This is a genomic window from Ancylobacter terrae (assembly GCF_045108345.1).
Taxonomy (GTDB): Bacteria; Pseudomonadota; Alphaproteobacteria; order Rhizobiales; family Xanthobacteraceae; genus Ancylobacter.
The window spans coordinates 2,906,194-2,929,417 of sequence record NZ_JBJGXH010000001.1; the positions used below are offsets into that span (position 1 = coordinate 2,906,194).

The following is a 23,224-nucleotide window of genomic DNA, read 5'->3' on the forward strand; positions in this document are numbered from 1 at the left end:
GTTTCTCCTATTTGCCGGAGCCGGCCACCGCCTCGCCCTCGCGGGTGAGGTAGTACGCGGCAAGGATGGGCAGGAAGGTGACGAGGATGACGAGCACGGCGACCACGTTGGTGACGGGCCGCTGGCGGGGACGGATGAGCTCGGACAGCATCCAGATCGGCAACGTGGACTGCTGGCCGGCGGTGAAGGTGGTGACGATCACCTCGTCGAACGACAGCGCGAAGGCCAGCATGCCGCCCGCCAGCAGCGCCGTGCCGACATTGGGCAGGATCACGAGGCGGAAGGTCTGGAAGGCGTCGGCGCCGAGGTCCATCGAGGCCTCGATCAGCGAGGGCGAGAGCCTTCGGAGACGCGCGACCGCGTTGTTGTAGACGACCACGATGCAGAAGGTCGCGTGGCCGAGCACGATGGTCCAGAACGAGAAGGGGATTTCCATCAGCCCGAACGCCTGGCGCAGCGCAATGCCGGTGACGATGCCGGGCAGCGCGATCGGCAGCACGAACAGCAGCGAGATGGGCTCGCGGCCGAAGAAATTCGCCCGCGCCAGCGCCCCCGCCGCCAGCGTGCCGAGCACGAGGGCGACGGCGGTGGCGATCGCCGCCACCTGCAGCGACAGCCCGACGGCGGCCCAGATATCGGCCCGCTCCCACACCACGCCGAACCATTTCAGCGTGAAGCCGGGCGGGGGGAAGGCGTAGCTCTTCTCTTCCGTGGTGAAGCAGTAGAGCAGGATGAACAGCAGCGGCACGTGCAGGAAGGCGAGCCCGCCCAGCGCGGCGATCTTCAGGGGCAGCGAGGCGCGGGTCATGGGCGCGCCCTCCCCGCGACTTTCCTTCCCTCATCCCCGGGCTTGACCCGGGGACCCAGCTGGCGCGCGCCGTGAATTTCGGAGCGGGGTGCCCGGGTCAAGCCCGGGCATGAGGGCGTCGCATAAGAGGGCGCCACCCCTTCTTCCCCTCTCCCCGCCGGGGAGAGGTCGGCCCGCAGGGCCGGGTGAGGGGGAACGCCATATCCGGGCAGGCAACTCCCCTCACCCCAACCCTCTCCCCGGCGGGGAGAGGGAGCCACGCCGAGCCTGTTCAGCCCCTCACAGCGCATCGAACGCCCCCGTCTTCTTGGCGAGCGTCAGGAACAGCGCCATGACCAGGATCGGCACCAGCGAGAAGGCCGCCGCCAGCGGGATGTTCCCGGCCGTGCCCTGCAGCGTGTAGACCGCCTGGCCCAGCACCAGCGCCGAGGTGCCGATGATCTGTGGAACGATGTAGTCGCCGAGCGTCAGCGAGAAGGTGAAGATGGCGCCGGCCACCACGCCGGGCATGGCGAGCGGCAGGATCACGGTGCGAAATGTCAGGCCCGGCGAGGCGCCGAGATCACCGGCCGCCTCGATCAGGCTGCCCGGCACCCGCTCCAGCGCCGCCTGCACCGGCAGGATCATGAAGGGCAGCCAGAGATAGGTGAAGGTCAGCACCATGCCGGTATAGCTGACCGACAGCGAGGGCCCGCCGACCACGGGCAGCGCCAGCCACGCCTCCAGCAGGCCGCCGAGGCCGAGGCGCTGGGCGAACCAGCCGATGGCGCCCTCCTTGGCCAGCAGCAGCTTCCAGCCATAGACCTTGACCAGATAGCTCGACCACAGCGGCATCATCACCGCGAGGTAGAACGCCGCCTTGGCGCGCGGGCCGGCATAGCGCGCGGCGTAATAGGCGATCGGGAAGGCGAGTATGGCGCAGAGCAGCGTCACCGCCGCGGCGATGCCGACCGTGCGCAGCAGGATGTCGAAATTGGCCGGGCGGAACAGTTCGGCCAGCGTCGCGAGCGTCGGCTCGCGCACGATGGTGCCGGAGAACTCGTCGATCGAGAACACCGACTGGGCGAGGAAGATGACGAGGCTGCCGACATAGACGAGGCCCAGCCAGATCAGCGGCGGCGCCAGCAGCAACAGCACCAGCAGGTTCTGCCGGCGCACCACGAGGTCGGACAGGCGCCCGCGCAGGCTCGCGCGCGGCGGGATCGGCAGGTCGAGGGCGGAGAGGCTCATCCCTCGCCCTCCATCGGCTGCAATGCGACGGGGGCGAAGGAAAAGCGCGCGGGCGTGCCGGGCGTCATGCCGGCGGCGGCCTCGGCCGGGACGGCGGCGGCGAGCACGAGGCCGGTGGCGTCGCGGCCGATCAGCCGGCGCACCGGGCCCTGATAGGAGGCATCGAGGATGGTGACGTCGACGAGGAAGGCTCCCGCCGGCGCCGGCTGGCCGGGCGGCAGCAGCGCGATCTTCTCCGGCCTGAGGCTCATCGGCCGGGCGGGCAGGCCGAAATGCGAAACCTCCGCGGCCGAGAGCACGTTGGCCGAGCCGACGAAGCCGGCGACGAAGCGGGTCGCCGGGCGCTCATAGACCTCCTCCGGCGGGCCGACCTGGACGATGCGGCCCTCGTTGAACACGGCGACGCGGTCCGCCATGGACAGCGCCTCGCTCTGGTCGTGGGTGACGAAGACGAAGGACAGGCCGAGCGCGCGCTGCAGGCTCTTCAGCTCGGCCTGCATCTCCTCGCGCAGCTTGAGGTCGAGCGCGCCGAGCGGCTCGTCGAGCAGCAGCACCTTGGGGCGCACCACCAGCGCCCGGGCGAGCGCGACGCGCTGGCGCTGGCCGCCGGAGAGCTGCGAAGGACGGCGCGCCTCCATGCCGGCGAGCTTGACCATGGCCAGCGCCTCGCGGGCGAGCCTGTCGCGCTCGGCCCGCCCGACCCCGCGCACGCGCAGGCCATAGGCGACGTTGTCGCCGACGGAGAGGTGCGGGAACAGCGCGTAGTCCTGGAACACGGTGTTCACCGCGCGGCGATAGGGCGGCAGGCCCTCCATGGTCTCGCCGAACAGCTCGATATGACCCGAGTCCGGCTGCTCGAAGCCGGCGATGAGGCGCAGGCACGTGGTCTTGCCCGAGCCGGAGGGGCCGAGCATGGCGAAGAACTCGCCCGGTGCGATGGACAGGTCCACGCCGTCCACCGCCTTCACCGCCCCGAAATGGCGGGTCACACCGCGGAACAGCACGGCGGGGGTGGAGGATTGAGCGGCATCAGCGGGCATGGGGGGCGGGTCGGTGTCTCTTGGATGGAACGGAATTCAGGTCGGGTCGCCTTTGGCGGATTTTCCCCTGGGTCCCGGATCGGCGCTCCGGCTTCGCCTCCGCTTGTCCGGGACACGGGTACTGAAAGCGCCCACTCTACGTTTCCCGGACAAGCTGCGCGCAGCGCAGCGCCGATCCGGGACCCAGGGGAGACTTCGCGAAGCGGCAAACCGCACCGGCGGGCCGGCCCCGCTCACCTCTTCCCCGACCCTCTCCTCGCCGAGGAAAGGTTGCCCGCGCAGCGGGCCGGTGAGGGGAAGCGCGGCGGCCGGATGCCGGCGAGCCCCTATCCCCGCCGGGGAGAGGGAGCTAGGCCGGTCGCGCGAAAGGCGCCGCCCCTCACCGCCCGCCGAGCACGGCGATGTAGTCGGACACCCAGCGGTAATAGGGCACGCACCCGGCGGCCTGGGTCGGGCACTTGGCGACCGGGGTGCGCCAGAACTTGATGCGCTCGAACTCCTCGGCGCCGTTGGTCTTGCAGCCCTCGTCGGTCAGCAGCTCGTTGCCCTTGCAGGCGGCGGGAACCGAGGGAACCGAGCCGAACCACGAGGCGAGGTCGCCCTGCACCTTCGGCGAGAGCGAGTGCTCCATCCACATATAGGCGCAGTTCGGGTGCTTGGCGTCGACATGCATCATGGTGGTGTCGGCCCAGCCGGTGGCACCCTCGGCGGGAATCGTCGAGGCGATCGGCTTCTTCTGGCTGATCAGCAGGTTGACCTGGAACGGCCAGGAGGAGGAGGCGACGACGCCCTCATTGGTGAAGTCGTCGACCTGGATCATGGCGTCGTGCCAGTAGCGCTGCACGATCTTGCGCTGGGCGCGCAGCAGGTCGAGGGCGGCCTTGTACTGCTCCTCGTTCAGCTCGTAGGGGTCCTTGATGCCGAGCTCGGGCTTCTTGGCCATCAAATAGAGCGCGGCGTCGGCGATGTAGATCGGGCCGTCGAAGGCCTGCACGCGGCCCTTGTTGGACTTGCCGTCCGGCAGGTCCTGCTCCTCGAACACCACGCTCCAGCTCTTGGGCGCCTCGCCCTTGAAAGCCTCGGTGTTGTACATCAGCACGTTGGAGCCCCACTGATAGGGCACGCCGTAATGGACGGCGTTCACCGTGTGCCAGGGCGCGTTCTGCAGCCGCTCGTCGACGGTGTTCCAGCTCTTGATCAGCTTGGTGTTGATCGGCGCGACCTTCTTGCCGGCGATGAGGCGCAGCGAGGCATCGCCGGAGGCGGTGACGAGGTCGAAGCCGCCCTCGTTCATCAGCGCGACCATCTCGTCCGAGGTGCCGGCGGTCTTCACATTGACCTTGCAGCCGGACTTCTTCTCGAAATCGGTGACCCAGTCATAGGCCTTGTCGGTCTCGCCGCGCTCGATATAGCCGGGCCACGCGACGATATCGACCGAGCCTTCGCCCTTGCCGATGGATTTCATCTCGGCGGCGAGAGCGGGCTGCAGGCTGAGCGAGACGCTGGCGGCGAGCGCCAGAACATGATGAGCGCGCATGACGGTTCCCTCTGTTCTGCCCGCTGGGCGGGGCTTTGACGCGAGTGTGATCGCAAGGGAAAGAGCGCGCCACACCAAAGATCAGAACGGCGCCATCGGAAAAACCGATGAGTAAGAGGCGGGCAGTCTGGATGAGTGTCCTCCCGGACGGCCAGAGGCCGATCCGGGATCGGTCGGGAGGCCTACTCGGACGGCGATCCCGGCTCTCCGTCTTCGCTTCCGGCCGGGATGACGACGAGATTTATCGCCCGCGCCCGCCGTGCCGTGTCGCCGCGATCGACAGGAAGCCGGTGGCGGCCGGGGTGAGCGGGGAGCCGCGCCGCCAGGCGGTGGCCACCTCGATCGCCGGCAACTCCTCCACCAGCGACCGCGCCTCGATCTTGTCGCCTTCCAGCGACCACGGCCGATAGGTGAGGTCCGGCATCACCGCCACGCCGGCCCCGGTCGCCACCAGCGAGCGCACCGCCTCCACCGAGCGGGTGCGGAAGGCCACCGGCGGGCGGATGCCGAGCCGGCGCCAGACGATCTCGGACGCCTCGGCGATCTCGTCGATGGTGAGCAGCACGTGCGGCTCGCCGCCGAGGTCGCGCAGGCTCACCCGCTCCTCTGTCGCGGCGGGATGGCCGAGCGGCAGCCAGACGCGGTAGGGCGAGACCTCCATCGCCTCGGTCTGCAGTGCGGAGGAGCGCCGGCCCGGCGGCAGCACCATCACCGCGACGTCGAGCTCGCCGCCGACCAGCAGGTGCTCGAGATAATCCGCCGCGTCCTCCACCGCCTCCACCGCGACGCCGGGAAAGGCGCGGCGGTAGCGGGCGAGCAGGTCGGAGAAGACATAGCCGGCGACCAGCGGCGTCACGCCCAGCGTCAGCCGCCCGTTGAGCGCGGCGGATTCGCCCGCCGACAACGCCCGCCGCGCATCGGCGACGCTGGCGAGGATCTTGCGGGCGTGGCTGAGGAAATGGTGCCCCTTCAGCGTCAGGTCGGCGCCGCGCGCGTGCCGCTCCAGCAGGCGGAAACCGAGATCGAGCTCCAGCTCGCGCAGCGCCTCCGTCACCGTCGATTGCGAGATGGAGAGCGTGTGCGCGGCGGAGGAGACGGACCCGTTCTCCGCCACCGCGACGAAATACTGGAGCTGGCGCAGCGAAAAGGCCATCGGCGAAACCGGGAGGTGGCGGACCGACCGATGATAGGCCGTGCCGTTGCCGGCGGAAAGGAGGCCTGATGACAGCCGACAGAGCTTTATCGGCGGGCGCCACCCGCCGGCTTGCTCATCCCCGGGCTGGACCCGAGGACCCAGCTTGTCGTTCGCGGCGGCGTCCGAAGCGGGGTGCCCGGGTCAAGCCCGGGGATGAGGGACAAACGGATGCACTCAGCCGCCGTCAACCCGCCCGCACCGCCAGCCAGATGACGTGGCGGGCGCCGCCGCGCTTGCCGTTGGCGCGCACGGGGACTTCCTCGGTGCGGAAGCCGGCCTTGCGCAGGCGCGCGGTGAAGGCCCTATCGGGCGCCGACGACCAGACGGCGAGGATGCCGCCGGGGCGCAGGGCGGCGTGGGCGGCGGCAAGGCCCGCCCCGTCGTAGAGCCCGTCATTGGCCGGGCGGGTGAGCCCGTCCGGGCCGTTGTCGACGTCGAGCAGGATGGCGTCGAAGGCGGCGCGGCCGGCGCGGATCAGGCCGCCGACATCGCCGGCGTGCAGCGCGACGCGCGGATCATCGAGGCAGCCGGCGAAGACCGGCGCCATCGGCCCCCGCGCCCAGTCGATCACCGCCGGCACCAGTTCGGCGACGGTGACGCGGGCGGTCGCCGGCAGGGCTTCGAGCGCGGCGCGCAGGGTGAAGCCCATACCGAGGCCGCCGATAAGCAGATGCGGCGCCGGCCGGCCCGCGAGCCGCGCGCAGGCGAGATTCGCCAGCGCCTGTTCCGAGCCGCTGAGCCGGCTGTTCATCAGCTCCGTGGTGCCGGACATGATGGAGAATTCGCTGCCGCGCTGCTTCAGGCGCAGTTCACCCGGCCCGCCGGGCACCTTCGCGGTGTCGAGCAGCACCCACGGGATCACCAGATCACCGCGCCAGCAGGCTTTTCAGATCGAACCCCTCGTCGCCCGCCTGTTCCGGCGTCAGCGCCGGGGGCTTGGCCGGATCGGCGAGCAGGCGGCGGCCGAGCATGTGGTCGGCGGGGCGGTTCACGCTCTCGATGGCGGTGAGACGGCCGTCGCGGAAGCGGAACACCGAGAAGCGCCGGCTCATCGGATCGCCGCGCAGCACTTCCGTGTCGTCGGGACCGGCGAGGCCGACCATCTGCAGCTTGAGGTCGGACTGGTCGCTCCAGAACCAGGGCACGGCCGTATAGGGCGCCGGGCGGCCGGTGAGCCGGGCAGCGAGGCTGCGGGCGTGATCGACCGCGTTCTGCACCGATTCGAGCCGGACCTCGCGGCCGGCATGGACGCTCGGATAGGCGACCACGTCGCCGATGGCGGAGATAGCGGGGTCCATGGTGGCGAGATGGTCATCGACGCGGATGCCGTTCGACACGACGAGGCCGGCCTCGTGCGCGAGTTCCGCATTGGGCACGACGCCGATGCCGACCACGACGAGATCGGCCGGGTGGACGGCGCCATTGAGCGTCTCCACCGCGCGCACCCGCCCGTCCTCGCCGTGCAGGCGCACGACGCCGGCGCCGAGCGCGAGGCGCGTGCCCATCGCCGCGTGTTCGCGCGCGAAGAAGGCGGACATGGCGGGCGAGATCGCCCGCGCCATCGGCCGCGCCAGCGCTTCGATCACCGTCACCTCATGGCCGAGCGCGCGGGCGACCGCGGCGAATTCGAGGCCGATGAAGCCGGCGCCGATGACGACGACCCGCTCCGCCCCGGCGAGGCGCTGCTTCAGCTCCGCCGCCTCGGCGAGGGTGCGCAGGTAAAGGACGCCGTCGAGCCCGGCGCCCTCGACGGGAAGCGGCCGGTTGCGGGCGCCGGTGGCCAGCACGAGATGGCCATAAGGCAGCGAATGCCCGTCGGCGAAGGCGATCCGCCGCGTCGCCGGATCGATGCCGTGGACGCGGTCATGGACCAGGTCGATACGGTGGTCGGCGTAGAAGGCGGCGGGGCGCAGCTCGAGCTGCCCGGCATCGGCCTCGCCCTTCAGATAGGCCTTGGAGAGCGGGGGGCGCTGATAGGGCAGGCCCGGCTCCTCGCCGACCAGGGTCAGCCTGCCGTCGAAACCGTTGTCGCGCAGCGAGGCGGCGAGCTGGAATCCTCCCTGCCCGCCGCCGACGATGACGACGCCGTCCGTGCCGATACCGGTCTCGCTCATGCGTCCCTCCCCGCCAGCCGGTCGCGCTCGGTGACGATCGCGCCCTGCACGGCGTTCATGAAATCCTCGTCCGGCAGATCGGCCGGCAACGGCGGCATATACACCACGGTGATCGTGCCGGGGGTGACGAACAGGCTCTTCGGCTTCCAGAACAGGCCGGCATTGTGCGCCATCGGCACGGCCGGCAGCTTCAGCGCTTTGTAGAGCAGCAGCACGCCGCGGCGGAATTCGGCGCTCTCGCCGGCGCCGCGGCGGGTGCCCTCGGGAAAGATCAGTACGCTGCGCCCGTCCGCGGCGACGGCGCGGGCCTCGCGGATCATCTTCTTCATGGCGGTGCCGCCGCCGGCGCGGTCGATGGCGATCATCGGCGAGTGCTTCAGGAACCAGCCGAAGATCGGGTAGCGGTAGAGTTCCTCCTTCAGCACGAAGGCGAGGTCCGGGATCAGCACGCTGAAGGCCAGCGTCTCCCAGGCCGACTGGTGGTTGCTGACATAGAGCGCCGGGCCGGCGGGCCGGTGCTCGCGGCCGATCTCGCGATAGCCGAGGCCGACGATGAGGCGCAGCGCGCCCAAGAGCCCGCGCGACCACAGCCGCGACACCCGCCGGACCTGCGCGGGGTCCCGGCGCCAGGCAAGCCAGGGGATGGTGGGCGCCAGCAGCAGCGTCCACAGGACGAGGAAGGTGAAGAAGGCGGCGGAACGCAGGTGGCGCATGGACGGTCGCGGGCAATGGATCGGGCGCGGAAGCTAGCAGATGCGGGGCGGAAGGAAATGGCACCCCGCGGTCGCAGGCAGGGCCGCGGCCGCGGGCGGGAAAAAGCCGGCGGAAAATCGCGGACCGAAGATTGACATCCGATACTATTGTCATACAATCCGACCCAACAAGAGCGACGGACACCCCAGCCGTCGCGTTTCATGGGAGGATTTCGTGAGCGAACCCGTCAAAGTCGGCATCATCGGTCTCGGTCGCTGGGCGCGCGTGCTGACCCGCGCCTCGAAGAAGTCGGACAAGATCCAGATCGTCGCCGGCTACAGCCGCTCGCAGGAGAAGCGCGACGCCTTCCACCGCGACACCGGCATCCCGGTGGTCGACTCGATGAAGGCGATGCTGTCCGACCCCGAGATCAAGGGCGTCATCCTGACCGTGCCGAACGAGCAGCACCTGCCCGTCGCCGCCGAGGTCGCCCGCGCGGGCAAGCACGTCTACACCGAGAAGCCGATCGCCTCGACGCTGACCGACGGCCTCGCCATCGAGGCGCTGCAGGCCGAGCACGGCGTCACCGTCACCGTCGGCCACAGCGCCCGCCTGATGGCCGGCGTGCGCCGCATGCGCGATGCCATCCAGGCCGGCGAACTCGGCCGCGTGGCGCTGATCGAGGCGAACTTCTCGAACGAGCGCGCGCTGGAGCTGACCCCGCAGACCTGGCGCTGGTACAAGGACCGCGCGCCCGGCGGCCCGCTCTCGCAGCTCGCCATCCACATGTTCGACCTGGTCCACTGCCTCGGCGGCGAGATCGACGCGGCGAGCTCGGTTTCCTCGAAGCTCTCCCCGGTCGGCGCGGAAGTGGACGACCAGTCGCTCACCCTGCTCAAGTTCAAGGACGGCAAGGTCGGCTATGTCGGCTCCTGCTGGACCTCGCCGGGCATCTTCTCGGTCCGCGTGTTCGGCTCCAAGGGCCTGATGCATTACGAGATCGACTTCGGCGTGTGGGACACCCCGGACGAGATCCACAAGACCGCCTCGCTCTACATCCAGCGCGGCAAGGACGGCTTCGCCAAGCGCGAAGTGCTGCAGGACGCCGAGAGCGACATGTTCCGCTCCGAGCTGGAAGCCTTCGCCGGCAGCTGCCTCTCCGGCAAGCCGAACGAGCTGAGCGCGGGCAACGGCAACGTTGCGGTGGCCTGCGTCTACGCGGCGCTGCGCTCGATCGACAATAACGGCCAGCTGGTCCCGCTCGCCGACGTCGTCGACACCGCCCGCCAGGAACTCGCCCGGGGCAGCCGACATGTCGCGTAGCCGGTACTTCTGGGACGTCACGCAGCCCGAAGTCGCCGAGCAGTTCCGCCGTCATCCGCTGGTCATCCTGCCCACGGGCAGCGTCGAGCAGCACGGCCCGCACCTGCCGACCGGCACGGACACCTTCGCCGCCAACGTCATCTCGCATGCGCTGGCGGAACGGATGGACGGGCTGGTGCTGCCGAGCCCGGGCCTGGGCGTGACGCCGATGCACATGCCGTTCGAGGGCACCATCACGCTGACGCCGGATACCTATATCCGGCTCGTCACCGAGATCTGCGCCTCGACCGCCAAGCACGGCGCCAAGTACCTGCTCATCGTCAACTGGCACGAGGGGAACATCCCCTCGCTCGCCATCGCCGCCGAGGACCTCCACCGCGTCCACGGCATGACGGTGCTGACGGTGCAGGCCTGCTATGTCGCGGCCGACCTGTACGGCCACCAGTGCAACGGCCTCACCCATGGCGGCGAGATCGAGGCGCTGGCGGTGATGGCCTACCGGCCGGACCTCGTGCATCTCGACCGCATCGACCAGGGCTCGGACCACAAGCACGGCGCCTGGATGGACCGGTTGCGGCGCACCCGCAACTACCAGCCGGTGCTGACCGACATCCGCACCATCGCGGCGTCCGGCTGGTACGGCACCCCGCAGGCGGCGACGCCGGCGCGGGGGACGGAAATGCTCAACGCCCTCGCCGATTCCATCGCGGCCGAGGCCAGCGACATCTTCCGCCATCTCGACGAGTTCCAGGGCCCGCCAGCCGAGGTGAAGAAGCTGCGACAGGCAAGCTGATGGCACGGTTGATCACACACGGAGACGGCAGCTGGCTGCGTCTTCCGGGTCGGGCGGCGCGCGAGATGATCGGCGCCGCCTCGGGGGCTCGCGCGGTTACGGTTCGCGAAGTCGCGATCGCACCCCACGACGGCAGCGCGCCGCCGCGCGGGCCCCATCGACACGACGATTTCGAAGAGTGCATCTACGTGCTCGAGGGCGAAGGCGTCACCGAGACCGAGGCCGGGTCCTACCCGGTCGCGGCCGGTGACTGCCTGCTTGTCCCCGCGGGCGAACTGCACGCCACCCGCAACACCGGCACGGGCACGCTGCGGCTGCTGTGCTTCTTTCCCGTGGCGGACATCCGCGCCGGTACGCGCGAATTCAGCTCCTGGGATGAAGCGAGGGCCGCATCATGAGCCTCGACGCCGTCTGCCTGCGTCCGAAGGTGGACTTCACCCGTGTCGGCGTGACGCCGCCGGAAGACCTCTCCATCGACTATCGCGCTCCCGATGATCCGGCGCTGCCCGGCATCCTGCGGGAGGCGCGCGCTTTGGTGATCCCCGCCGTCGGCCCGAAGCTGGCGCCGGAGCTGTTCGAGGGCGCCGGCATCCGCCTGGTCCAGGTGACCGGCGCGGGCGTCGACCGGCTCGACCAGCCGGCGCTGGTGGCGCGCGGCATCCCGGTCGCCAACGTGCCCGGCGGCAGCAACGGCGCGCTCGCCGAATATGCGGTGACCAGCGCGGCGACGCTGCTGCGCCGGCTCGCCTGGTCGACGCTGGAGATCCGGCGCGGCAACTACGCCCCGTTCCGCGCGCGGATGCTCGCCGACAATGTCGGTGGCCTCGAGGGCTGCCTCGTCGGGCTGATCGGCTACGGCGTGATCGGCCGGGCGGTGGCGGCCGGCTTCCTCGCCGCCGGCGCCGACGTCGCCTTCTACGACCCCGCCTTCCCGCCCGGCGGCGACCCGGGCGTGGCGGCGCGGCCGATGGGCTTCGAGGAGATCCTCGCCAAGGCCGACGTCGTCAGCCTGCACGTGCCGCTGATCCCGGCGACGCAGGGGCTGATCGGGGCCGACGCCCTCGCCCGGATGAAGCCGGGCGTCATCCTGATCAATGCCGCGCGCGGCGGCATCGTCGACGAGGCGGCTCTGGTGCAGGCACTCGCGAGCGGGCATGTTGGCGGCGCCGCGGTCGACGTCTATTCCACCGAGCCGCCCGGCGCCGACAATCCGCTGCTGCAGGTCGCCGGCGAGGCGGCCGACCGGCTTCTCCTCACGCCCCACATCGCCGGGGTGACCCGCCAGTCCGCGCAATATCTGTTCCGCGCGGCGTGGGACAATGTGCAACGTGTCGTCAAGCGAGGAGAATTGCCGGCTAATCGAGTTTACTGACGACCGGACCGGCGGGCACGCCAATGCCCGCCCCTCCGCTGACATATCCGAGCCGAAACGTGCCTGAGATCCGTCGATGACCCCATACAAACCGGGGCGGGCGACGCCCATGGGAGGAAGAAATGGCTAACGGTTCCAACGAGCGCGACGCGGGCGGTCTTTCCCGCCGCGCCTGCCTGCAATACGGCGCCCTGTCGCTGAGCCTGCCGCTGCTGGGCGGCACGATGCTGTCGGGCGCGACCCCGGCCCTGGCGCAGGCCATGACCGCGCCGGAAGGCCCGGTCGAGATCACGGTCGGCTCCGGCCCCGGCGCCACGCCGGACGTGATCATGCGCCGCGTGGCCCGCATCCTGAACGACGAGAAGCTCGTCCCCAACCCGATCGTGGTGCAGAACCGCACCGGCGGCGGCTGGACGGTGGCGGCCAAGTACGTGCTCGGCCATGCCGGTAACAAGAACATCCTGTTCGGCATCGTGCCGACCGTGTTCGCGACGCCGATCGTGCAGGGCCAGCCGAACACCTTCGAGAAGGTGACGCCGCTCGCCATGCTGGCGAAGATGGAGCTGCTGGTGATCGTGCGGGCGGATTCGCCCATGAAGAACCTCGCCGACTTCGTCGCCGAGGCGAAGAAGGGCGAGCGCACCGTGGCCATGGCCGGCGCCAATGTCGGCTCGACCGACCACATCGTGAACTCGCTGATCGAGCGCGCCGGCAATGTGAAGCTGAACTACGTGCCGTTCGACGGCGGTGGCGGCCAGGTGATCAGCGCCCTGCTCGGCGGCACCGTCAACGCCATCGTGCTGCCGCCGGACGAGGCCTGGCCGCTGGTCGAGGGCAAGAAGGCGAAGGCGATCGCCGTGCTGAGCGACAAGCACCTCGCCTTCCCGCAGTTCGCCGACGTGCCGACCGCGCGCGAGGCCGGCCTCGACGTGATCTGGAACTCCTATTACGGCATCGCCGCGGTTCCCGATCTCGATCCGGCCGTGACTGCCTGGTGGATCGACAAGCTGACCAAGATGGCCGCCTCGCCGGCCTGGGACAAGATGCTCCAGGAAGCCTTCCTCTCCGGCGCCTTCGTGTCTGGCAACGAGGCCAAGGCGACGATGCAGCAGATCTATGGTCGCTTCTCCACGGTTCTCGGCGAGCTCGGGCTCGCCAAGAAATCCGGCTGACGCTGCGCGCAGGGGTCCGGGGCCGTCGGCTCCGGGCCCCTCTGCCGTTTCCGGCCGGAGATCCAGCCGGCCCCGCCGAGACCCAAAGGACAAGGAGCTTCCGCCATGCGGAGCATCGATATCGTGGCGGCGCTTTGCCTCGCGGCGATTTGCTGTGTCGTGCTGATCGACACCTGGCAACTGCCCTACTGGGCCGACTTCGCCCCGGGCCCCGCCTTCGCGGCGCGCTGGATCGCGGGAGGCGGCCTCGTCATCTCGGCCGCGCTGTTCCTGCAGGCGATCACCCGCCGGATCGATGACGAGCATGTCGAATGGCCGGACCGCCTCGGCGCCCGGCAGGTGGCGCTGTGCATCGGGCTGCTCGTCCTGTTCCTGCTGCTGGTGCAGTGGCTGGGCATCATCCTGTGCGGCTTCCTGTTCGTGTTCGGCTTCACCGCCGTCGTCGCCCGCCGCACGCTGCGCGCCTCCATCATCACGTCGGTGGTGACCGTGGCGGTGCTGCACGGCGTGTTCGTCCTTTGGCTGGGCGTCGACCTGCCGAAGGGCGTGATCAGCTTCTGAGGAGGAGCGCATGGAATCGTTCGAACTGCTGATGCACGGCTTCAGCGTCGCGCTCACCCCGACCAACCTGCTCGCGGTCTTCATCGGCGTGTTTCTGGGCCAGGTCATCGGCGCGCTGCCGGGCATCGGCCCCTCGCTCGGCATGGCGCTGCTGCTGCCGATCTCGTTCGGCCTGCCCTCGGTGACCGCCATCGTGCTGCTGTGCGGCATCATGTACGGCGCCATGTATGGCGGCACGCTGACCTCGGTGCTGATCAACGTGCCGGGTGAATCCTCCGGCATCATGACGACGCTCGAAGGCTACAAGCTCGCCCGCAAGGGGCGCGGCGGCGCGGCGCTGTGCATGGCCGCGATCGGCTCCTTCATCGGCGGCACCGGCACCATCTTCTTCCTGATGTTCGCCACGGTGTGGATCAGCGAGTTCGCGCTGCATTTCGGCCCGCCGGAATATTTCCTGCTCGCCGCGCTCGGCATCACCGCCACGGCCAGCATGGGCGAGGGTTCGACCACCAAGGCGCTGTTCGTCGCGGTGATCGGCCTGATGATCGCCCTGGTCGGCACCGACCCGATCCTCGGCACCGAACGCCTGACCTTCGGCAACGAGGACCTGATCGACGGCATCGACTTCCTGCCCATCGCCATCGGCGTGTTCGGTATCGCCGAGGTGCTGGTGTCGATCGAGTCGCTGGTCGACCTCGAGCCGATGAAGACCAAGCTGCGGGACATGTGGCCGCGCTGGAAGGACTGGGTGCAGTGCCGCATGGCGATCCTGCGCGGCACCGGCATCGGCTTCGGCCTCGGCCTGCTGCCGGGCGTCGGCCCGACCGCCTCGACCTTCATCGCCTATGCCGTGGAACGGCGCTTCAGCAAGAAGCCGGAGGATTTCGGCCACGGCTCGCTCGACGCCGTCGCCTCGGTGGAGACCGCCAACAACTCGGCGGTGGTCGGCTCGCTGGTGCCGATGCTCACGCTCGGCATCCCGGGCTCGGGGCTGACCGCGGTGCTGCTCGCCGCCTTCACCCTGCAGGGCATCCGCCCCGGCCCGCTGCTGATGACCAGCCAGCCCGACCTCGTCTGGGGCCTGATCGCCTCGATGTTCATCGGCAACCTGATGCTGCTGGTGCTCAACCTGCCGCTGGCGCCGTTCTTCGCCTCGCTGCTGCGCGTGCCCTATGCCTATCTGGCGCCGGGCATCCTGATGCTGTCGCTGGTCGGCGCCTATGCCACGGACCTGCGGCTCTTCACGGTCGGCATGTCGGTGCTGTTCGGCGTGATCGGCTACTTCATGATCAAGGCCCGGCTGCCCCGCGCGCCGCTGATCCTCGGCATCGTGCTGGCGCCCATCCTCGAATCCTCGCTGCGCCAGACGATGATCCTCTCGCATGGCAGCCTGAACATCTTCGTCGAGCGGCCGCTCGCGCTGGTGCTGGTCGTCGTGGTGCTGCTGTCGCTGGTGCTGCCCAGCGCCGGCCGGATCTGGCGCTTCGTCCGCGGCGGCCGCGCCGGGGACGAAGGCAAGGTCAACATGCCCGCGCAATGACATCAAGGGAACGACCCGACATGACCGCCTACCCCTTCGATCCCCCGCCGCGTGCCGTGCTGCCGATCGCCGGCAGCGACGCGCTGTTCCCGATCCGGCGCGTGCTGTGCGTCGGCCGCAACTACGCCGCCCATATTCGCGAGATGGGGCAGGACGAGCGCCAGCCGCCGTTCTTCTTCACCAAGCCCGCCGACGCGGTGGTGCCGCCCGGCGGGGCGGTGCCCTACCCGCCGCAGACCGGCGATCTCAGCTTCGAGATCGAGCTGGTGGTCGCCATCGGGCAGGCCGGCGTCGACCTCGCCGAGGCGGATGCGGAGAGCATCATCCACGGCTATGCCGCGGGCGTCGACCTGACGCGCCGCGACCTGCAGATCGCCGCCCGCGACAGCGGCCGGCCCTGGGACCTCGGCAAGGGGTTCGACGCCTCCGCGCCCTGCTCGGCGATCCATCCCGTCGCCGCGACCGGCCATCCGAAGACCGGGCGCATCTGGCTGGAGGTGAACGGCGAGGTGAAGCAGAACGGCGACCTCGCCGAGATGATCTGGAAGGTGCCGGAGATCATCGCCACGCTGTCGCGCTCGATCGCGCTGGCGCCGGGCGACCTCATCTTCACCGGCACGCCCTCCGGCATCGGCCCGACGCGGCCGGGCGACCGGCTCCGGGGCGGTGTTGACGGTGTGGCCGAAATCGCGTTTGAAATCGCTCCAGCCCGATCGGGACTGCGCGCCGTGGCCTGACCGGACACAGCGCGGAAGAGCGGGCGAGCCGGGGGCGGGACAGGCGATGGCGACCGACAGCACTGCGCAGCCATTCGAGGACGACCCGCTCTCGGCCGTCGCCAAGGAGGCGCCCGCGCCGCTGCGGCGCAAGGTGCTGGACAGCCTGCGCCAGTCCATCGTGCACGGCCGCCTCGCGCCGGGCTCGCGCCTGGTCGAGCGCGACCTGATCGAGCGGCTGAACGTCTCGCGCACGGTGATCCGCGAGGCGCTGCGCCAGCTCGAAAGCGAGGGGCTGATCGAGGTCGTGCCCAACAAGGGCGCGGTGGTGCGCAAGCTGACGCCGGCGGAGGCGCGCGAGCTCTACGCCATCCGCGGCGTGCTGGAGGGGCTCGCCGCCCGGCTGTTCTGCGAGAGCGCCAGCCCGGACGAGATCCGCCAGCTCGAGCAGGCGCTCGACCGCGTCGTCGCCGCCTATGACGGCGATGACCCGGGCGCGATCATCGACGCCAAGAACGCCTTCTACGAGGTGCTGTTCCAGGGCAGCCGCAACACCATCCTCTACCCGATGATCGCCGCTCTCTACGGGCGCATCTGGCGCTGGCGCGTGCTGGGCCTCGCCCATCCGAACCGCTCGGAGCGGCGCTCGGACGAGAGCGTGGCGAGCATGCGGGCGCTGCTCACCGCCATCAAGACCGGCGAGGCGTCGAAGGCGGAGGAGCTGGCCCGGCAGGAAGTGCGCCGCGCCGAACGCGAGATCATGCGGCTGATCTGACGACGGCCGCGGCCGGCCAGGCCGACGCCGGATCCCACCATCGTTCCTCGCCCAAGGGCGATTGACACTGAATTACATCTTCTATCTTATATAAGACATCATTCATAATATGACGTCTCAGCCGGCGACCGCCCGAACGAGGCGCCCGAGGAGGTTCCAAGGAGGTCCAATGAGCATCCCGCAATGCCTGGTTCATTCGCCCCATGACAGCTGCGGCGTCGTCGTGGTCGAAGGCCTGAAGGCCGGCACCGACATGCTGTGCCTCGTCACCGAGAACGACACGACGTTCCAGCTCGCCGCCAAGCACGACATCCCGATCGGCCACAAGGTGGCGCTGAAGGACATCAAGGCCGGCGAGACCATCATCAAGTACGGCGAGGATATCGGCATGGCCCGGACCGATATCGGCAAGGGCGAGCACCTGCACGTCCACAACGCCAAGACCAAGCGCTGGTGAGGAGCGACGCCATGATGAACAACGCAGAAGTCGCCGTCGCCGCCTCGACCGCCCAGACCAAGGCCGCCTTCGCCAGCGGCGACTACGGCTCGCTCACCTTTCGCGGCTGGAAGCGCGAGAACGGCCGGGTGGGCGTGCGCAACCACGTCGTGATCCTGCCGCTCGACGATCTGTCCAACGCCGCCTGCGAGGCGGTGGCGGGCCAGATCAAGGGCACGCTCGCTTTGCCGCACGCCTATGGCCGGCTCCAGTTCGGCGCCGATCTCGACCTGCATTTCCGCACGCTGATCGGCATCGGCTCGAACCCGAACGTCGCCGCGGTGGTGGTGATCGGCATCGAGGACGGCTGGACCAAGCGCGTCGTCGACGGCATCGCCGCCACCGGCAAGCCGGTCGCCGGCTTCGGCATCGAGGGCCATGGCGACATCGCCACCATCGCCCGCGCCTCCTATGTCGCCAAGCAGTTCCTGCAATGGGCGACCGAGCTCGGGCGGGAGGAATTCCCGATGAGCGAGCTGTGGGTCTCGACCAAGTGCGGCGAGTCCGACACCACGACGGGCCTCTCCTCCTGCCCCACCGTCGGCAACATGTACGACAAGCTGCTGCCCACCGGCATCTACGGCGTGTTCGGCGAGACCTCCGAGATCACCGGCGCCGAGCACCTGTGCAAGGCCCGCGCGGCGACGCCGGAAGTGGGCGAGCGCTGGTACAAGATGTGGAAGGCCTATCAGGACGACGTCATCGAGGCGCACAAGACCGACGACCTCTCCGACAGCCAGCCGACCAAGGGCAACATCGCCGGCGGCCTCACCACCATCGAGGAGAAGGCGCTCGGCAATCTGGAGAAGATCGGCCGCAAGTCGAGCTATATCGACATCCTCGAACCGGCCGAGGCGCCGGCGAAGGGGCCCGGCCTCTACTTCATGGACACCTCCTCGGCGGCGGCCGAGTGCGTGACGCTGATGGCGGCGGGCGGCTATGTCGTCCACACCTTCCCGACCGGCCAGGGCAACGTGATCGGCAACCCGATCGTCCCGGTGATCAAGATCACCGGCAACCCGAAGACCATGCGGACCATGGCCGAGCACATCGACGTCGACGTCTCCGGCATATTGCGCCGCGACCAGACGCTGGAGACCGCCGGCGACGCGCTGATCTCGATGATCCAGCGCACCGCCAATGGCCGCCTCACCGCGGCGGAGTCGCTCGGCCACCGCGAGTTCGTGATGACCAAGCTCTATCGCAGCGCCTGAACCCCTCTCCCCGGCCGGCGCTCCTTTGCCGGCCGGTCTTTTTCACGCGGTGGGCGAGCCGACGTCCTCGTCATCGGCGGCGAAACGCATCGCCCCGCCTCCCAGCAGCGGCCCCGCGCGATCGAGCGCCAGCGGGCTGCGCGAGAACACCAGCGGCGTGCGCAGGCCCGGCAACCCCTCCGGCCGGATGACCAGCCCCCGCGCGGCGATCTGCGGATCGTCCAGCGCCTCCCCCACCGTATTGATCGGCCCGGCCGGCACGCCCGCGGCATCGAGCGCGGCGATGAGTTCGCTTCGCGCGCGAACACCGGTCCGCCCGGCGATCAGCGGGCACAGCGCCTCGCGGTGGCGCACCCGGTCGGCATTGGAGGCATAAGCGGGATCGGCCGCGATGCCGTCGAGCCCGAGCACGCGGCACAGCGCGGCGAACTGGCGGTCGTTGCCGCAGGCGATGATCAGGTGGCCGTCGGCGGCCGGAAACACCTGATAGGGCACGATGTTGGGGTGGGCATTGCCCATGCGGCGCGGCATCCGCCCGCCGGCGAGATGGTTCATCGCCTGGTTGGCGAGGACGGCCACGCCGGTGTCGAGCAGCGAAAGGTCGACCCGCTGGCCGCGTCCCGAGCGCGCCCGCTCCGCCAGCGCCGCCTGGATGCCGATGATGCCGTAGAGCCCGGTGAGGATGTCGATCCAGGCGACGCCGACCTTCTGCGGCTCGCCGTCCGGCTCGCCGGTGAGGTCCATGATCCCGCACAGGCCCTGGATCATGAAATCGTAGCCCGCCTGCGCGGCGCGCGGGCCGTCCTGCCCGAAGCCGGTGACGGAGGCATAGACCACGCGCGGATTGACCGCCGCGACGCTGTCATAGTCGAGGCCGAACTTCACGAGGCCGCCGACCTTGAAGTTCTCGATCACGACGTCCGCCTGCGCGACCAGCGCCTTGACCTGGGCGAGGTCGTCGGGCCGCGCGAAGTCGCAGACCACGGAGGTCTTGCCGCGATTGGCGGCGTGGAAATAGGCGGCGACCGTCTCAGTGCCGCCGTGCCCGTCCGGGCGCTCGAGGAAGGGTGGACCCCAGCCGCGGGTATCGTCGCCGCCGGGCGCCTCGACCTTGATCACCTCGGCGCCGAGATCAGCCAGCGTCTGGCCGATCCAGGGACCGGCGAGGATGCGCGCGAGCTCGACCACCTTCAGCCCGTGCAGCGGGGGACGATTCTCGCTCACCGGCCCGCCTCCCCGCTCCGCACGCGCTTAGAAGAAGGCCTGCAGCCCGGTCTGCGCGCGGCCGAGGATGAGGGTGTGGATGTCGTGCGTGCCTTCATAAGTGTTCACGGTTTCCAGGTTCTGCGCGTGGCGCATCACGTGGAACTCCTCGCTGATGCCGTTGCCGCCGTGCATATCGCGGGCGATGCGGGCGATGTCGAGCGCCTTGCCGCAATTGTTGCGCTTGACGATGGAGATCATCTCCGGCGCCATCCGCCCCTCGTCGAACAGGCGGCCGACCCGCAGCGAGGCGTGGAGCGCCAGCGTGATCTCGGTCTGCATGTCCGCGAGCTTCTTCTGCACGAGCTGCGTCGCCGCCAGCGGCCGGCCGAACTGCTGGCGGTCGAGCGTGTATTGCCGCGCGCGGTGCCAGCAATCCTCCGCCGCGCCCACCACGCCCCAGGAGATGCCGTAGCGCGCCCGGTTGAGGCAGCCGAACGGGCCCTTCAGCCCCGAGACGTTCGGCAGCAGCGCGCTCTCCGGCACCTCGACGCCGTCCATCACGATCTCGCCGGTGATCGAGGCGCGCAGGGAGAGCTTGCCGCCGATCTTCGGCGCGGTGAGCCCCTTCATGCCCTTTTCGAGCACGAAGCCGCGGATCTCGTCGCCATGCGCCGCCGATTTCGCCCAGACGACGAAGACGTCGGCGATCGGGGCGTTGGAGATCCACATCTTCGAGCCGGAGAGCCGATAGCCGCCGTCGATCTTCTCGGCGCGGGTGCGCATGCCGGCCGGATCGGAGCCCGCATCCGGTTCGGTCAGGCCGAAGCAGCCGATCCACTCGCCGGTGGCGAGCTTGGGCAGGTAGCGCGTGCGCTGCTCCTCCGAGCCATAGGCGTGGATCGGATACATCACCAGCGAGGACTGCACGCTCATCATCGAGCGGTAGCCGGAATCGACCCGCTCCACCTCGCGCGCGACGAGGCCATAGGCGACATAGCTCGCGCCCGCGCCGCCATATTCCTCCGGTACGGTGACGCCGAGGAGGCCGAGTTCGCCCATCTCCCTGAAGATACCGGGATCGGTCTTCTCCTCGCGATAGGCCTCGATCACCCGCGGCAGCAGCTTCTCCTGGGCATAGGCCTGCGCGGTGTCGCGGATCAGCCGCTCGTCCTCGCTCAGCAGGTCCTCGAACAGGAAGGGATCCTGCCAGACGAAGCGGCCCTGCCCCGGCTTCGCCTTCGGCGCGGGCTTAGGTGCGGCATCGGACATGACGGGCTCCTTCAACGGACTGCGGGATGGGCGTCAGGCATGTTCATATCGAATGTTCCGATGCATCTGAAACGACTTTTGGGCGTGAGCATATTCGCTCCATGCATCAACCATGAGCCAGCCGCGCCGCGTGCGGCCCGCCCAAGGCGAACGGCATGCCGCCCGCCGACCGGCTCAGCGCAGGTCGGACAGATAGTGCAGACTCGAGGTGAGGCAGACGCTCATGCGCCATTCCACCGCCACGCCGTCGAGCGAGAGCGCGATGCGGTCGATCCACAGCACCGGCGTGCCCGGCGCGACGCCGAGGGCGGCCGCGTCGTCCGCCTCGATCGCGACCGCCTTGATCTTCTCGCGCGCGTTGCCGACGGTGATGCCGTACCGCATCGCATAGAGACCGTAGAGATTGTTCGGAAGCTCCGCCTCGGCGATCCCGGGGAACAGGGCGTGCGGCAACACGATCCGCTCGACCACCGCCGGCCGGTCCTCCAGCGAGCGGACGCGGCGGAGGCGGACGACCGGCGCCGCCGGCGGCACCTGCAGCATGCCCGCTTCAAGCCCGCTCGCCTCGCCGGTGGCGATGTCGAGGAAGGTGCTCTGGGGGAAGCTGCGCCGGCCGCTGTCGGGCACCAGCTTGAAAAACTGGAACAGGATGCGCTCGTCGTCGTGGCGGGCAACGAAGGTGCCGCGGCCCTGCCGCCGCACCACCATGTTCTCCGCCGCCATCGCGTCCAGCGCCTTGCGCACCGTGCCCTGGCTGACCCCGAGTTCGGCGGCGAGCTGGATTTCGCTCGGCAGCGGCTGGCCCGGCAGCCAGACCCCGTCGACCAGCCGCCGGATGAGCGCATCGCGGACCTGGCGGTAGAGCGGGCGGAAGCCGGGACGATCGGCATCCTCTCCGGGCGGGGCGTCGGAAACGGGTCGGGCCATGCTCTGCGTCTTTCCTCGCGGGCCCCTATGCCTACACGATGCCGGATGGATGCCACAGCGCGGCGCGGCGCCGGCACCCGCTATCTGATGATTTATATCTGATATCAGAATTGGACGCAGCCGCGCGGGGGTGAAACAACGTCCGCCCATCCCACGCGCGAGGGCTGATCCGCCCATGTTCCGCTCCATCATCGCCGGCCTGCCGGAGGGGCCCGTCCGGGGCTTCGCCTCCCGCGGGCCCGAACTCGCCCCCGGCCTGCTGGTCAGCGTGACCATCGCCATGGCCTCGACCTTCCTGTCCGACCATTACGGCGGGCCGGTCATGCTGTTCGCGCTGCTGCTCGGCATCGCCTTCAACTTCCTGTCGGCGGAAGGCCGCTGCGAGGCCGGCATCGGCTTCGCCGGCCGCACCGTGCTACGGTTCGGCGTGGGGCTGCTCGGCGCGCGCATCACCCTCGACGAGGTGATGACACTGGGGCCGACGCCGCTGGTCGTGGCGGTGGCCGGCGTGGCGCTCACCCTGCTCTGCGGGCTCGTGGTGGCGCGGGCAATGGGGTTCAACCGGGATTTCGGCATCCTGACCGGAGGGGCGGTCGGCATCTGCGGCGCCTCCGCCGCGCTGGCGCTGTCCTCGGTGCTGCCGCGGCGCGCGGAGGACGGCCCGGCGCGCGCGGACCGACCGGGCATCAGCGAGCGCGACACCATCTTCACCGTGCTCGGCGTCACCACGCTCTCGACCGTGGCGATGGTGGTCTACCCGATCCTCGCCTCGATGCTGGGTCTGGGCGACCGGGCGGCGGGCATCTTCCTCGGTGCCACCATCCACGACGTCGCGCAGGTGGTCGGCGCCGGCTACAGCATCTCGACGCAGGCCGGCGACGCGGCGACGCTGACCAAGCTGCTGCGCGTCGCCATGCTGGTGCCGGTGGTGCTGGCGCTCACCCTCGTGCTGGCCCGCGGTGGTGGCGGCGCGAGCGGGCAGCGGGCGCGCTTTCCCTTCTTCCTCGTCGCCTTCGTGGCGCTGGTGGCGATCAACAGCCTCGGCCTCATCCCGCCGGCGCTCGGCGCGGCGATCTCGGACCTCTCGCGCTGGTCGCTGGTAACGGCGATCGCCGCGCTGGGCATGCGGACGGCGCTGAAGGATCTCGCCGCGGTCGGGCCGAAGGCGCTGGCGCTGCTGGTGATCGAGAGCGTGTGGATCGCCGCGATCGGCCTCGGCGTGGTGATGCTGGGCTGAGGCGGC

The 23,224-nt window shown here is 69.8% G+C and carries 23 protein-coding genes; 12 read left to right on the forward strand and 11 right to left on the reverse strand.

The features are described from left to right. Positions 1-7: 7 nt before the first annotated feature. The 8 genes from ACEUEL_RS13930 to ACEUEL_RS13965 all read right to left on the reverse strand — a co-directional run bounded on the left by ACEUEL_RS13930 (position 8) and on the right by ACEUEL_RS13965 (position 8,637). On the reverse strand, positions 8-808 hold the full coding sequence (locus tag ACEUEL_RS13930; protein WP_405706263.1) for an ABC transporter permease: 801 nt from the start codon (positions 806-808) through the stop codon (positions 8-10). 279 nt (positions 809-1,087) lie between these two features. After that, entirely contained in the window at positions 1,088-2,038 is a 951-nt protein-coding gene (locus tag ACEUEL_RS13935) for an ABC transporter permease (RefSeq protein ID WP_405706266.1), read from the reverse strand. Further along, positions 2,035-3,078, reverse strand: coding sequence for an ABC transporter ATP-binding protein (locus tag ACEUEL_RS13940; RefSeq protein WP_405706269.1), 1,044 nt, complete (start codon positions 3,076-3,078; stop codon positions 2,035-2,037). The genes ACEUEL_RS13935 and ACEUEL_RS13940 overlap by 4 nt, the downstream gene beginning before the upstream one ends. Positions 3,079-3,457: 379 nt before the next feature. Beyond that, positions 3,458-4,615 (reverse strand): ABC transporter substrate-binding protein, encoded by a 1,158-nt coding sequence (locus ACEUEL_RS13945; RefSeq protein ID WP_405706272.1) that lies wholly within the window; start codon positions 4,613-4,615, stop codon positions 3,458-3,460. 241 nt (positions 4,616-4,856) lie between these two features. Beyond that, positions 4,857-5,768, reverse strand: a complete 912-nt coding sequence (locus tag ACEUEL_RS13950) for a LysR family transcriptional regulator (protein WP_405706274.1) — start codon at positions 5,766-5,768, stop codon at positions 4,857-4,859. Between the two features lie 226 nt (positions 5,769-5,994). After that, the gene (locus ACEUEL_RS13955; protein ID WP_405706277.1) at positions 5,995-6,672 is read right to left on the reverse strand and encodes a spermine/spermidine synthase domain-containing protein; all 678 of its coding nucleotides are present in this window, start codon (positions 6,670-6,672) and stop codon (positions 5,995-5,997) included. 4 nt (positions 6,673-6,676) lie between these two features. Next, entirely contained in the window at positions 6,677-7,924 is a 1,248-nt protein-coding gene (locus ACEUEL_RS13960) for an NAD(P)/FAD-dependent oxidoreductase (protein WP_405706280.1), read from the reverse strand. Next, entirely contained in the window at positions 7,921-8,637 is a 717-nt protein-coding gene (locus ACEUEL_RS13965) for a lysophospholipid acyltransferase family protein (protein WP_405706283.1), read from the reverse strand. The genes ACEUEL_RS13960 and ACEUEL_RS13965 overlap by 4 nt, the downstream gene beginning before the upstream one ends. Positions 8,638-8,851: 214 nt before the next feature. On the opposite strand from ACEUEL_RS13965, the gene ACEUEL_RS13970 reads away from it, so the two are divergent. The 11 genes from ACEUEL_RS13970 (at position 8,852) to ACEUEL_RS14020 (ending at position 18,579) form a co-directional block, all read left to right on the forward strand. Next, positions 8,852-9,940 (forward strand): Gfo/Idh/MocA family protein, encoded by a 1,089-nt coding sequence (locus ACEUEL_RS13970; protein ID WP_405706286.1) that lies wholly within the window; start codon positions 8,852-8,854, stop codon positions 9,938-9,940. Further along, on the forward strand, positions 9,930-10,733 hold the full coding sequence (locus ACEUEL_RS13975; RefSeq protein ID WP_405706289.1) for a creatininase family protein: 804 nt from the start codon (positions 9,930-9,932) through the stop codon (positions 10,731-10,733). Before ACEUEL_RS13970 ends, ACEUEL_RS13975 begins: the two co-directional genes overlap by 11 nt. Then, positions 10,733-11,131 (forward strand): cupin domain-containing protein, encoded by a 399-nt coding sequence (locus ACEUEL_RS13980; protein ID WP_405706291.1) that lies wholly within the window; start codon positions 10,733-10,735, stop codon positions 11,129-11,131. Before ACEUEL_RS13975 ends, ACEUEL_RS13980 begins: the two co-directional genes overlap by 1 nt. Beyond that, a complete protein-coding gene (locus ACEUEL_RS13985) occupies positions 11,128-12,105 on the forward strand; it encodes an NAD(P)-dependent oxidoreductase (RefSeq protein ID WP_405706294.1) in 978 nt (325 codons plus the stop codon). Before ACEUEL_RS13980 ends, ACEUEL_RS13985 begins: the two co-directional genes overlap by 4 nt. 122 nt (positions 12,106-12,227) lie before the next feature. Continuing rightward, positions 12,228-13,277 (forward strand): Bug family tripartite tricarboxylate transporter substrate binding protein, encoded by a 1,050-nt coding sequence (locus tag ACEUEL_RS13990; RefSeq protein WP_405706296.1) that lies wholly within the window; start codon positions 12,228-12,230, stop codon positions 13,275-13,277. A 105-nt stretch (positions 13,278-13,382) separates the two neighbouring features. After that, a complete protein-coding gene (locus ACEUEL_RS13995) occupies positions 13,383-13,838 on the forward strand; it encodes a tripartite tricarboxylate transporter TctB family protein (RefSeq protein ID WP_405706298.1) in 456 nt (151 codons plus the stop codon). Between the two features lie 10 nt (positions 13,839-13,848). Further along, positions 13,849-15,378 (forward strand): tripartite tricarboxylate transporter permease, encoded by a 1,530-nt coding sequence (locus ACEUEL_RS14000; RefSeq protein WP_405706301.1) that lies wholly within the window; start codon positions 13,849-13,851, stop codon positions 15,376-15,378. A 20-nt stretch (positions 15,379-15,398) separates the two neighbouring features. Then, the gene (locus ACEUEL_RS14005; protein ID WP_405706304.1) at positions 15,399-16,115 is read left to right on the forward strand and encodes a fumarylacetoacetate hydrolase family protein; all 717 of its coding nucleotides are present in this window, start codon (positions 15,399-15,401) and stop codon (positions 16,113-16,115) included. 46 nt (positions 16,116-16,161) lie between these two features. Then, positions 16,162-16,869 (forward strand): GntR family transcriptional regulator, encoded by a 708-nt coding sequence (locus ACEUEL_RS14010; protein ID WP_405706307.1) that lies wholly within the window; start codon positions 16,162-16,164, stop codon positions 16,867-16,869. Between the two features lie 169 nt (positions 16,870-17,038). Beyond that, positions 17,039-17,326 (forward strand): UxaA family hydrolase, encoded by a 288-nt coding sequence (locus ACEUEL_RS14015; RefSeq protein ID WP_405706310.1) that lies wholly within the window; start codon positions 17,039-17,041, stop codon positions 17,324-17,326. An 11-nt stretch (positions 17,327-17,337) separates the two neighbouring features. Continuing rightward, positions 17,338-18,579, forward strand: coding sequence for a UxaA family hydrolase (locus ACEUEL_RS14020; protein WP_405706312.1), 1,242 nt, complete (start codon positions 17,338-17,340; stop codon positions 18,577-18,579). A gap of 42 nt (positions 18,580-18,621) precedes the next feature. On the opposite strand, the gene ACEUEL_RS14025 is transcribed toward ACEUEL_RS14020, so the two are convergent. The 3 genes from ACEUEL_RS14025 to ACEUEL_RS14035 form a co-directional block, all read right to left on the reverse strand. Continuing rightward, entirely contained in the window at positions 18,622-19,803 is a 1,182-nt protein-coding gene (locus ACEUEL_RS14025) for a CaiB/BaiF CoA transferase family protein (RefSeq protein ID WP_405706315.1), read from the reverse strand. Positions 19,804-19,830: 27 nt separating this feature from the next. Continuing rightward, a complete protein-coding gene (locus tag ACEUEL_RS14030) occupies positions 19,831-21,054 on the reverse strand; it encodes an acyl-CoA dehydrogenase (protein WP_405706318.1) in 1,224 nt (407 codons plus the stop codon). A 174-nt stretch (positions 21,055-21,228) separates the two neighbouring features. Further along, on the reverse strand, positions 21,229-21,981 hold the full coding sequence (locus ACEUEL_RS14035) for a GntR family transcriptional regulator (protein WP_405706320.1): 753 nt from the start codon (positions 21,979-21,981) through the stop codon (positions 21,229-21,231). A 175-nt stretch (positions 21,982-22,156) separates the two neighbouring features. Here ACEUEL_RS14035 and ACEUEL_RS14040 point away from each other — a divergent pair, with 175 nt between their 5' ends. Continuing rightward, positions 22,157-23,218, forward strand: a complete 1,062-nt coding sequence (locus ACEUEL_RS14040) for a YeiH family protein (RefSeq protein WP_405706322.1) — start codon at positions 22,157-22,159, stop codon at positions 23,216-23,218. The last annotated feature ends 6 nt before the right edge of the window (positions 23,219-23,224 follow it).